At 63.0% G+C, this 12,125-nt stretch carries 8 protein-coding genes; 6 read left to right on the top strand and 2 right to left on the bottom strand.

Annotation, left to right across the window (positions count from 1 at the left end; genetic code table 11):
* Positions 1-9 precede the first annotated feature (9 nt).
* Positions 10-1,371 (top strand): bifunctional UDP-N-acetylglucosamine diphosphorylase/glucosamine-1-phosphate N-acetyltransferase GlmU, encoded by a 1,362-nt coding sequence (gene glmU / locus NKI67_RS19490; RefSeq protein WP_352646446.1) that lies wholly within the window; start codon positions 10-12, stop codon positions 1,369-1,371.
* Between the two features lies 1 nt (position 1,372).
* Here glmU and NKI67_RS19495 read toward each other — a convergent pair whose 3' ends face one another.
* Positions 1,373-1,726, bottom strand: coding sequence for a hypothetical protein (locus NKI67_RS19495; RefSeq protein ID WP_023679968.1), 354 nt, complete (start codon positions 1,724-1,726; stop codon positions 1,373-1,375).
* 227 nt (positions 1,727-1,953) lie between these two features.
* Between NKI67_RS19495 and glmS the strand changes: the two genes are divergently transcribed.
* On the top strand, positions 1,954-3,777 hold the full coding sequence (glmS, locus tag NKI67_RS19500; RefSeq protein WP_352646448.1) for a glutamine--fructose-6-phosphate transaminase (isomerizing): 1,824 nt from the start codon (positions 1,954-1,956) through the stop codon (positions 3,775-3,777).
* An 80-nt stretch (positions 3,778-3,857) separates the two neighbouring features.
* Entirely contained in the window at positions 3,858-4,610 is a 753-nt protein-coding gene (locus NKI67_RS19505; RefSeq protein WP_023680026.1) for a DUF502 domain-containing protein, read from the top strand.
* Here the strand turns inward: NKI67_RS19505 and recG are convergent.
* Entirely contained in the window at positions 4,562-6,670 is a 2,109-nt protein-coding gene (recG, locus tag NKI67_RS19510; RefSeq protein ID WP_352594485.1) for an ATP-dependent DNA helicase RecG, read from the bottom strand. The two genes, NKI67_RS19505 and recG, sit on opposite strands and share 49 nt — an antisense overlap.
* Before the next feature lie 91 nt (positions 6,671-6,761).
* Between recG and NKI67_RS19515 the strand changes: the two genes are divergently transcribed.
* The 3 genes from NKI67_RS19515 to NKI67_RS19525 all read left to right on the top strand — a co-directional run bounded on the left by NKI67_RS19515 (position 6,762) and on the right by NKI67_RS19525 (position 12,113).
* A complete protein-coding gene (locus NKI67_RS19515) occupies positions 6,762-7,049 on the top strand; it encodes an FAD assembly factor SdhE (RefSeq protein ID WP_023680023.1) in 288 nt (95 codons plus the stop codon).
* A 13-nt stretch (positions 7,050-7,062) separates the two neighbouring features.
* Complete coding sequence (gene mfd, locus NKI67_RS19520) at positions 7,063-10,560, top strand: transcription-repair coupling factor (protein ID WP_352594484.1); 3,498 nt, start codon at positions 7,063-7,065, stop codon at positions 10,558-10,560.
* Between the two features lie 179 nt (positions 10,561-10,739).
* Complete coding sequence (locus tag NKI67_RS19525; protein WP_023680020.1) at positions 10,740-12,113, top strand: class II 3-deoxy-7-phosphoheptulonate synthase; 1,374 nt, start codon at positions 10,740-10,742, stop codon at positions 12,111-12,113.
* Positions 12,114-12,125 lie beyond the last annotated feature (12 nt).

Consider the following 12,125-nt stretch of genomic DNA (forward strand, 5'->3'; position numbering starts at 1 on the left):
TGCCATCCCATGAGCCAGAGAACCTGCCTGTCCATCATCCTCGCCGCCGGCGAAGGCACGCGCATGAAGAGTGCAGTGCCGAAAGTGCTCCACACAATCGCCGGCCTGCCGATGGTTGCCCATGTCGTCAAGGCGGCCGAAGCCGCCGGCAGCGGCGAGTTGGCGCTGGTGATCGGCCATGGCGCCGATGAGATGCGCAAGGCCGCACTCAAGTTTGCGCCGAAGGCCGAGGCTTTCGTTCAGGAAAAACGTCTCGGCACCGCGCACGCCGTGCTTGCCGCACGCGCAGCAATATCAAAAGGTTATGACGACATCTTGGTGATGTTTGGCGACACGCCGTTGATCGATCCGGAAGCGCTCGCGGCGGCGCGGCTGAAGCTGGCGGAAGGTACGGCCGTCGTCGTGGTCGGCTTCCGTACGGAAAATCCTTCGGGCTACGGCCGGCTTATCGAAAAGGCCGGCAAGCTCGTGGCCATCCGCGAGGAGAAGGACTGCTCGGACGAGGAGAAGAAAATTACCTTCTGCAATGGCGGGCTGATGGCGGTCGCCGGCAGGCACGCGCTGAAGCTGCTCGATGAAGTCGGCAGCAAGAACGCCAAGGGCGAGTATTATCTCACCGACATCGTCGAGATCGCCGCTGCGCAGGGATTTGATGTGGTCGCCACCGAAGCAAGTTTCGAGAACGCGCTCGGCATCAACAACCGTGCCGAGCTTGCCCAGGCGGAAGGTATCTGGCAGGCGCGCCGGCGGCGCGAGGCGATGCTTTCTGGCGTTACGCTGATTGCGCCCGAAACTGTGTTCTTCTCGCACGACACCGAGATCGGCGCCGATACGATCGTCGAACCCAATGTCTGGTTCGGGCCGGGCGTGAAAATCGCCACGGGCGCCAAGATCCATGCCTTCAGCCATATCGAAGGCGCCACCATCGCGTCGAATTGCGATGTCGGGCCGTTCGCGCGGCTGCGGCCCGGGGCCGATCTGAAAACCAAGGCCAAGGTAGGCAATTTCTGCGAGGTCAAGCAGGCGATCGTCGAGGAGGGCGCCAAGGTCAACCATCTGACCTATATCGGCGATGCCCGCATCGGCGCCGGCGCCAATATCGGCGCCGGCACCATCACCTGCAACTATGACGGCTATTCGAAATTCTTCACCGATATCGGCGAGGGCGCCTTCATAGGCTCGAACTCCTCGCTGGTGGCGCCGGTGTCGATCGGCAAGGGCGGCTACATCGCCTCGGGCAGCGTCATCACCGAAAGCGTACCCGACGATGCGCTGGCCTTCGGCCGCGCCCGCCAGCGGACTCTAGCCGGCAAGGGCAAGGAGTTGCGAGAGCGTTTTTCTCAGGCCGCGGCGGCCCGCAAAAAAGGGTAGACTAGCGGAACTCGGCGACAAGCTGGATTTCGCCAACGATTGCATCGTTGAAGGCCGACAGGTCTTCGGCCGGGATCCAGTATTCCAGATGCGCCCGGCTGCCGGCATGCTGGACGCTGTAACGGTCCAGAAAGCTACGACGCACCTCGAAACGCGTCACGAAACCTGATCCGCTCGCGGGCACATTCCAGTCTCGGGCGATCTGGGTGGCATAGGCCTCGCTGGTGACCGGATAGAAGATCGGCTGATCGGCAAGTCGAGGGGGAAAGGCGCGCATCCCTGCCCTCTGGATCAACTCCAGTTCGCGGGGCCCAACCGGACGCCAAAGCGTCACCGTGTCAATTCGTTCGTTCATAGCCGCATCATGTCTTTGACTGATTTCTGGAGCCGTTGAGCCGAGATAGGATACATAAGCGGAGAAACTGAGCAATTGCAGTAACCGGATTGCAAGTGCGCCCTGTCATGGTGCATCTGTGCAGGATAGTCCGGCTGATACCGGACGAAATGGAATGTGATTTTTCGCGACAGCCCGGCAGTCTCTAAATAGCGCCGGGTTTGAGGTCGGAATCGGGGGCAAGCGCCATGTGCGGTATCGTTGGAATTGTCGGTAACTCGCCGGTTGCGCCGCTTATCGTCGATGCGCTGAAAAGGCTCGAATATCGCGGCTATGACTCGGCCGGCGTCGCCACGATCGAGCACGGCAGGCTTGACCGCCGCCGCGCCGAGGGCAAGCTGGTCAATCTCGAGCGCCGGCTGAAGGACGAACCGCTCGACGGCATGATCGGCATCGGCCACACGCGCTGGGCCACACATGGCGTTCCGAACGAGAGCAATGCGCATCCGCATTTTTCCGACGGCGTCGCCATCGTCCATAACGGGATCATCGAGAATTTCGCCGAATTGCGCGACGAGCTGATGCGCGACGGCTACAGTTTCGCCTCGCAGACCGATACCGAAGTCGTCGCTCATCTGGTGGCGCGCGAACTGGCCAAGGGGCTGAAGCCGGTTGAGGCGGCGCACAAGGCGCTGAAGCGGCTGGAAGGCGCCTTTGCGCTCGCCATCATGTTCAAGGGCGACGAGGATCTGATCGTCGGCGCGCGCAACGGCCCGCCGCTCGCGGTCGGTCATGGCGACGGCCAGATGTTCCTTGGCTCCGACGCCATTGCGCTTGCCCCTTTCACCAATTCGATCACCTATCTGGAAGACGGCGACTGGGCGGTGGTGCGCCGCAACGAGGTCGATATCTTCGACATGGGCGGCAACAAGGTCGACCGCAAACGCCAACAGTCGCTCAGCACGAGCTTCATGGTCGACAAAGGCAACCGCCGCCATTTCATGGAAAAGGAAATCCATGAGCAGCCGGAAGTGATCTCGCACACGCTGGCGCATTATGTTGATTTCGTCAGCGGCGTCTCGAAGCCGCTCGACCTGCCGTTCGATTTCGCCAAGATCGACCGGCTGGCGATCTCGGCCTGCGGCACCGCCTATCTCGCCGGGCTGATCAGCAAATACTGGTTCGAGCGCTATGCGCGGCTGCCGGTCGACATCGATGTCGCTTCGGAGTTCCGCTACCGCGAGATGCCGCTGTCGAAGAACGATGCCGCTTTCTTCATCTCGCAATCGGGTGAGACCGCCGACACGCTGGCGTCGCTGCGCTACTGCCGCAAGGCCGGCATGAAGATCGGCGCGGTCGTCAATGTGCGCGAATCGACCATGGCGCGCGAATCCGACGTCATCCTGCCGACGTTGGCCGGCCCGGAGATCGGCGTCGCTTCGACCAAGGCGTTCACCTGCCAGCTTTCCGTGCTGGCCTCGCTGGCGGTGCGGGCGGGCGTGGCGCGCGGAACGATTTCGCAGGAGCAGGAGAAAACGCTGATACGCGAGCTGTCGGAAGCGCCGCGTTATGCGAACCAGGTGCTAAAGCTCGACGGGCAGATCGAAAAGGTCGCGCGCGACCTCTCGCACTACAAGAATGTGCTTTATCTCGGCCGTGACACCAATTTTCCGCTGGCCATGGAAGGTGCGCTGAAGCTCAAGGAGATCTCCTACATCCATGCCGAAGGCTATGCTGCCGGCGAGTTGAAACACGGCCCGATCGCGCTGATCGACGAGAACATGCCCGTCATCGTCATCGCGCCGCATGACCGCATCTTCGAAAAGACCGTGTCGAACATGCAGGAGGTCGCGGCACGCGGCGGCAAGATCATCCTGATCACCGACAGCAAGGGCGCCGCACACGCTACGGTGAAGACGATGGAGACGATCGTTTTGCCGGGCGTGCCGGAAATCATCTCGCCGATCATCTACGCGCTGCCGATCCAGATGCTCGCCTATTTCACCGCCGTGTTCATGGGCACGGATGTCGACCAGCCTCGCAACCTGGCGAAATCGGTAACGGTGGAATAGGTCTCGTTTAAAAACTTCGCCATTCCAAAGCGCCTTGGGGTTCAGTAGTGTCGCGCTGCAAACACACGCTGCGGTGAACCATGTCGGATGCTCTCAAGACCTCAGGCATGACCCGGCTGAGAAACTATTTCCTGACCGGCTTCGTCGTTTGCGCGCCGCTGGCGATTACTGCCTACATTGCCTGGTCGCTGATCGGCTGGGTCGATTCCTGGGTGAAACCCTACATTCCGGTACGCTACAATCCGGACACCTACCTGCCGTTTCCAGTGCCGGGTTTTGGGCTGATCGTTGCCTTGATCCTCATCACCTTCATCGGCTTTATGACCGCCAATATCGTTGGCCGCGCCATCGTCAACTTCGGCGAGCGCCTGCTTGGCCGCATGCCGCTGGTGCGCGGCATCTACCGTTCGCTGAAGCAGATTTTCGAGACCGTGCTGTCGAACAAGGGCGACATGTTCCGCCAGGTCGGGTTGGTCGAATATCCGCGTAAAGGGGTCTGGTCGCTTGTCTTCGTCGCCAGCGAGAAAGAAACCGAGATCAACCAGAAGCTCGACCGGGAAGGCGATCCGCTGATTGCCGTGTTCATGCCGTGTACGCCCAATCCGACGACGGGCTTTTTGATGTATGTGCCGAAATCCGACATCGTGCTGCTCGACATGACGATCGAGGACGGAGCCAAGCTGATCGTTTCGGCCGGCCTGGTGGCGCCGGCAGTCAAAATGGTGACGGTGAACGGCGAGCAGATCCACGGCGCGCTTGCCAATCCTCCGCTCGACACGATGCCTCAGCCGGCACGCAGGAGCCGCACGGCCTCGTCGCGGCCGAACAGATAGAGCAACAGGCGCAGCGCCGTGCCGCGATCGGACTGCAATTCCGGATCGCGCGACAGGATCAGCCGCGCATCGTCCCGAGCGGCCTCGAGCAGGTCGGCATGCGCCTCGATGCGCGCCACCTGGAAGCCCGGCGTGCCGGACTGGCGGGTGCCGAGCAACTCGCCTTCGCCGCGCAGCTTCAGATCCTCTTCGGCGATACGGAAGCCGTCCTCGGTCTCGCGCATTACCGACAAACGGCGTTTTGCCGTCTCGCCGAGCGGATCCTTGTAGAGCAGCACGCACGATGAAGGCTTGTCGCCACGCCCGACCCGGCCGCGCAATTGGTGCAACTGGGTAAGGCCAAAACGCTCGGCATGCTCGATAACCATGATTGTCGCATCAGGCACATCGACGCCGACCTCTATCACTGTGGTGGCGATCAGGATACGGGTGTCACCCTGCTTGAAGGCGCGCATCGCCTCGTCTTTGTCGGTGCCTTTCATGCGGCCGTGCACCAGGCCGATGCGGTCGCCGAACAGCGGCTCCAGCGAGGCAAAACGGTCCTCGGCCGACATCAGCTTGATCTCCTCGGATTCCTCGACCAGCGGACAGATCCAGTAGATTTTCTGGCCATCGGCGACGGCGTCGAGCATGCGTCCGATCAGTTCGTCGAGCCGTTCAAGCGGCAAGGTGACGGTGCGGATCGGCTGGCGGCCGGCCGGCTTTTCCGTCAGCTTCGACACATCCATGTCGCCGAATGCAGTCAGCACCAGCGTCCGCGGTATCGGCGTTGCCGTCATCACCAGCATGTCGGGCGCGTCGCCCTTGGCGGTGATCGCAAGGCGCTGGTGGACACCGAAACGGTGCTGCTCGTCGACGACGGCGAACACGAGGTCACGGAACGTCACCGTTTCCTGGAACAGCGCATGGGTGCCGACGACGATGTCGATGTCACCATTGGCCAGCCCGGTCAGCGTGTCGGCACGCTCGCGGCCCTTTTCGCGACCTGTGAGGACGGCGACACGCAGGCCGGCCCGTTCCGCCAACGGCGCAATCGTTGCCAGATGCTGGCGCGCCAGGATTTCGGTCGGCGCCATCAATGCCGCCTGGCCGCCGGCCTCGACGGCACGCGCCATGGCAAGCAGCGCGACCACCGTCTTGCCGGAGCCGACATCGCCCTGCAAAAGGCGCAGCATGCGTTCGGGGTCACCGAGATCGGCGTTGATTTCGGCAAGCGCCATTTCCTGCGACATGGTCAGCGAATAGGGGAGTGCCACGCGCAGTTGTTCGACTATGCGGCCGTCGCCGACGAGTGGCCGGCCAGATAATCGGCGGACCTTGGCCCGCACCAGCGCCAGCGATACCTGGCCGGCCAAGAACTCGTCATAGGCAAGGCGCCGCCACGCTGCGCCGTCGACAGAGACGTCGATCGGGTCGGCAGGATTGTGGATGCGGTTGAGCGCATCGCTGAAAGCAGGAAAGGCATGGCGGCGCCGGAACTCACCGTCCTGCCATTCGGGCAGCACCGGCAGGCGGGCCAGCGCCTGGCCAATCGCCCGGCGCAGCACCTTGCCAGAGAGCCCGGCGGTCAGCGGATAGACCGGCTCGACCAAGGGAAGGTTTTCCGTGTCGCCGGCAAGTGCGATATGGTCGGGATGAACCATGGTCGGGCGGCCGTTGAACCATTCCATGCGGCCGGAGACGACGACATGCTCGCCTACGGGCATTGCTTTTTCGAGATAGGCGGCATGGGCATGGAAGAAGGTCAGCGCGATCTCGCCGGTGTCGTCATGGGCGTAGACTCGGTACGGGACCGACCTGTTGCCGCGTGGCGGCGGCTGGTGGCGGTCGATGCATACATCGAGTGTGACGATGGCGCCCTCGGCCGAGCCGGCGATGCCGGGCCGGTTGCGGCGGTCGATGACAGTATGCGGCAGCACGAACAAGAGGTCCCCGGCGCGCGCGGCCCGGTCGCCGAGGTCGGCTGCTACGACTTTTTCGATCAGGGCGCCAACTTTTGGCCCGACCCCGACAAGCGAGGTGATCGGGACAAACAGCGGATCGAGGAGGGAGGGACGCATGATGTCAGCTTATGTTGCGGCGACTGTAGCGCAAGGCTGACACCGCCTTCTATCCACGCTATATGCGCCGCCTGGGCAAGGATGTTGCAAGATGACCGGAACGAAACGATCAAGCGAGGGGCTCGATGCCCGCCGCCGCAAGCTTCTGTTTCGTTCGTGGCACCGCGGCATGCGCGAGATGGACCTTATACTCGGCAGCTTCGCCGACGCCGAGATCGGCGCCTTGACCGGCGACGAAATCGACCAATATGAGAGGCTCCTCGACATTCCCGACACCGAATTCCTGCCTCTCGTCACTGGCGAACGCCCGGTTCCGGCGGATATCGACTGTGCCGTCCTGCAAAAAATCCTGGCTTCGCGCCGGGAGATGACCTTCTGAACAACGTGTAGCCATGAGCCTTATCCCTACGATCGGTCTGCCGAAAGGCCGCGCCGGCCAGTTCATCGTCGATGGCGTCGCCGACGGCTACGAAGCCTTTGCGCTGGTGCAGGCTGCGCACGAGATCGCCCCTGACAAGCCGGTGCTGTTCGTGGCGCGCGACGGCCAGCGTCTGCCGGCGATCGTCGAGGCGCTTGCCTTTGCCGCTCCAGGCCTGCCGGTGCTGGAACTGCCGGCCTGGGACTGCCTGCCTTACGACCGCGTCTCGCCCGGCGCCGATGCCGCCGCAAGGCGGCTCGACGCACTGGCCGCAATGATTGCGCTGGCGAAAAAGCCGCACCGCGCCGTCGTCCTCACCACCGCGAATGCGCTGTTGCAACGCATTCCGCCGGCTGAACTCGTCGAGGCGCAGACCTTCCACGCCAAACCCGGCAACCAGATAGACATGAACGTGCTGGTGTCGCGGCTGGAGACTTCCGGCTTCGAGCGAGTGCCGACGGTGCGCGGCATCGGCGAATTTGCGGTGCGCGGCGGCATTCTCGATCTCTTCGCGCCCGGCTGGATGGAGGCACTGCGCCTCGATTTCTTCGGCGATACGCTGGAATCGATCCGCGTCTTCGACACCGCAACCCAGCGCACCATCGGCCAACGCAAATCGATGGCGCTGCAGGCGATGAGCGAGGTGGCGCTGACGCCGGAAACCATCAGCCGCTTCCGCCGCGCCTACATCGAAGCCTTTGGCGCGCCCTCCCGCGACGATGGGCTCTATGCGGCGGTCAGCGAGGGCAGGCGGTTTGCCGGCATGGAGCACTGGCTGCCGTTCTTCTATGAGCGGCTGGAAACCGTCTTCGACTACCTGCCCGATGCGCCTGTGGTTTTCGACCATCTGGCGCATGAGGCACTGGCCGAGCGCCACACTCTGATCCTCGACCACTACGAAGCGCGCAAGAAGCAGGCCGACGGCGCCTTGAAGGACGCGGTGCCCTACAAGCCGGTGCCGCCGGATCTGCTCTATCTGTCGCCCGAGAACCTGATTGCCTCGCTTGGCCCGCGCGAGGCGATAGATTTCACGGCCTTCGACGCGCCCGATGCCGGCGCGAAAAAGGTGTTCCATGCCGGCTCGCGCCACGGCCGCAGCTTCGTCGAGGAACGCGCCGATCCTAACGCCAACGTTTTCGACGTCGTCGTAAAACACATTTCCGACGAGCGCGCTGGACGCCGCCGCGTCATCGTCGCCGGCTGGACTGAGGGTTCGCTCGACCGGCTTGGTCAGATCCTGGCCGAGCATCATCTTGGCAATCTGAAGCCGGTGGCGACGCTTGCAGAAGCCGAAAAGCTTGAGCCGGGGCAGGCGGGACTGGCCGTGCTGCCGCTCGAATCCGGCTTCGAGACAGAGAAACTGGTCGTCGTCGCGGAGCAGGACATTCTCGGCGACCGGCTGATCCGGCGCTCGAAGCGCAAGAAGCGTGCGTCCGACTTCATCGCCGAGGCTTCGGCCTTGTCGTCAGGCGATATCGTCGTCCATGCCGACCATGGCATTGGCCGTTTCATCGGGTTGCGTACCATCGAGGCGGTTGGTGCGCCTCACGATTGCCTCGAGATCCACTATGCCGGCGACGATCGGCTATTCTTGCCGGTGGAAAACATCGAGCTGCTGTCGCGCTATGGCTCGGATTCGGCCGAGGCGACGCTCGACAAGCTTGGCGGTGGCGCCTGGCAATCGCGCAAGGCGCGGCTGAAGAAACGCCTGCTCGACATGGCCGGGCAGCTGATCCGCATTGCCGCCGAGCGGCAGATGCGGGCAGCACCGGCGCTGGTGCCGGCGGAAGGCCTCTATGGCGAGTTTGCAGCGCGTTTTCCCTATGAGGAGACCGATGACCAGCAGACGGCGATCGATTCGGTCATGGATGATCTAGGCGCCGGAAAGCCGATGGACCGGCTGATCTGCGGCGACGTCGGCTTCGGCAAGACCGAAGTTGCACTTCGCGCCGCCTTCATTGGGGCGATGGAAGGCTTTCAGGTGGCCATAGTGGTGCCGACGACATTGTTGTCGCGCCAGCATTTCAAGACTTTCTCGCAGCGCTTCTCCGGCCTGCCGATCCGCGTCGCCCAGGCCTCGCGGCTGGTCGGCGCCAAGGAATTGGCGGAGACCAAGAAGGGCATCGCCGAAGGCCAGATCGATATCGTCGTCGGCACGCATGCACTGCTCGGCTCCTCGATCTCGTTCAAGAATCTTGGTCTGCTGATCATCGATGAGGAGCAGCATTTCGGCGTCAAGCACAAAGAGCGGCTGAAGGATCTCAAGACCGACGTCCACGTTCTGACGCTGTCGGCGACGCCGATCCCGCGAACGCTGCAGCTTGCCTTGACCGGTGTGCGTGAGCTGTCGCTGATCGCCACGCCGCCGGTCGACCGCCTGGCGGTGCGCACCTTCATCTCGCCCTTCGATCCGCTGGTCATCCGCGAGACGCTGCTCAGAGAACGCTACCGCGGCGGCCATTCCTTCTACGTCGTACCGCGCATCAGCGATCTCGCGGAAATCCATGATTTTCTGCGCGAATCTGTACCTGAGCTGAAAGTGGCGGTGGCCCATGGCCAGATGCCGCCCGGCGAGCTCGACGATATCATGAATGCCTTTTATGACGGCCAGTACGACGTGCTTTTGTCGACCACCATCGTCGAATCCGGCCTCGATATACCGACCGCCAACACGCTGATCGTGCATCGCGCCGACATGTTCGGCCTGTCGCAGCTCTATCAGTTGCGTGGCCGCGTCGGCCGTTCGAAGGTGCGCGCCTATGCGCTGTTCACGCTGCCCGCCAACCGCAAGCTAACCGATACAGCCGAGCGTCGGCTGAAAGTGCTGCAGTCGCTCGATACGCTAGGCGCCGGTTTCCAGCTGGCCAGCCACGACCTCGACATCCGCGGCGCCGGCAATCTGCTCGGCGAAGAGCAGTCCGGGCACATCAAGGAGGTTGGCTTCGAGCTCTATCAGCAGATGCTGGAGGAGGCGGTGGCCGAAGTGAAGGATTCCGGCGAGGTGCAGGACGGCGGCTGGTCGCCGCAGATCGCCGTCGGCACGGCGGTAATGATCCCGGAAAGCTATGTCCCGGACCTGCAGCTGAGGCTCGCGCTCTATCGTCGTCTTGGCGATCTCGAAAATACGGAAGAGATCGATGCTTTCGGCGCCGAGCTGATCGACCGGTTCGGGCCGCTGCCGGAAGAGGTTGAACATCTGTTGAAGATCGTCTTCATCAAGGCGCTTTGCCGCAAGGCCAACGTGGAGAAGCTCGACGCCGGGCCGAAAGGCGTCGTCATCCATTTCCGCAAGCGGGAATTCCCCAATCCGGTCGGGCTGGTCAAGCTCATCGGCGAACAGGGCTCGCTGGCCAAGATCCGTCCGGACCAGAGCGTCGTCTTCAGCCGTGACTGGGCGACGCCCGAGAAGCGGCTGGCTGGCTCAGCGGTTGTCATGACGCAGCTGGCGCGGCTGGTGGAGAAGGCGGCGTAGCAGCGCGTCGCTGGTGGTCTGGGCACAGCCGCACCGGCACTTTCGCCGTGCCGTGCTCATTCGCCACGCGACCACTTCCGGTCTAGAATAGGAAATCGGCTTCGTGTATGGAGCCGCGACCCCATGTGGGGCGGATTGGCGGGCGATGGCGTCCGTGTGAAAGAGCGTTAGGTGCTTCGATGACGAAATGGTCGCCGAATTCGTGGAGAGCTAAGCCGATCCAGCAGGTTCCTGCCTATCCGGAACTTGCCGCGCTGAGGAACACGGAAGCCCAGCTTGCCACGTTTCCGCCGTTGGTTTTTGCAGGTGAGGCACGCAAGCTGAAGAAGCAGCTTGCAGCCGTCGCTGCCGGTGACGCATTCCTTCTGCAGGGCGGCGATTGCGCCGAGAGCTTCGCCGAGCATGGCGCCGACAATATCCGCGACTTCTTCCGCGTCTTCTTGCAGATGTCGGTGGTGCTGACCTTCGCCGGCGCACAGCCGGTGGTGAAGGTCGGCCGTGTCGCCGGCCAGTTCGCCAAGCCGCGCTCGTCCGACAATGAGACCAAGGGCGGTGTGACGCTGCCCAGCTATCGCGGCGACATCATCAATGGCATCGAGTTCGATGCCAAGTCGCGCATTCCCGATCCTGCGCGGCAGGAGATGGCGTACCGCCAGTCAGCGGCCACGCTCAACCTTTTGCGTGCCTTCGCCCAAGGTGGCTATGCCAGCCTGGAGAACGTGCATCAATGGATGCTTGGCTTCGTGTCCGACAGCCCGCAGGGCGAGAAATACGAGTCTCTCGCCAACCGCATCACCGAGACGATGGACTTCATGAAGGCCGTCGGCATCACCTCGGAGACCAATTACGCGCTGCGCGAGACCGATTTCTACACCAGCCACGAAGCGTTGCTGCTCGGCTATGAGGAGGCGCTGACCCGCGTCGATTCGACCTCCGGCGACTGGTACGCCACCTCCGGCCACATGATCTGGATCGGCGATCGAACGCGCCAGCCCGACCATGCCCATGTCGAATACTGCCGTGGCATCAAGAACCCGCTCGGCCTGAAATGTGGCCCGTCGCTGACGCCGGATGGCCTCTTGCAGCTCATCGACCTGCTCAATCCGGAGAACGAGCCCGGCCGGCTGACGCTGATCGCGCGTTTCGGTTCCGACAAGGTTGCTGACCACCTGCCGAAGCTGGTGCGCGCGGTGCAGAAGGAAGGCCGCAGCGTGGTGTGGTCGTCCGACCCGATGCATGGCAACACCATCGAGGCCGCCGGCTACAAGACACGGCCGTTCGACCGCATCCTGAAGGAGGTGCAGACCTTCTTCGAGGTGCATCGCGCCGAAGGCACGCATCCGGGCGGCATCCATGTCGAGATGACCGGCAAGAACGTCACGGAATGCACCGGTGGCGCCCGCGCCATCACCGCCGAAGAGCTGCAGGATCGCTACCACACCCATTGCGATCCGCGCCTCAACGCTGACCAGGCGATCGAGTTGGCGTTCCTGGTCTCCGATCTGCTCAAGAAGACCCATCCGGTCCAGCACAAGCAGGCCGTCAACGGCTGATACGATCTGAAC

It is taken from the genome of Mesorhizobium sp. M0408 (assembly GCF_040321495.1).
GTDB lineage: Bacteria > Pseudomonadota > Alphaproteobacteria > Rhizobiales > Rhizobiaceae > Mesorhizobium.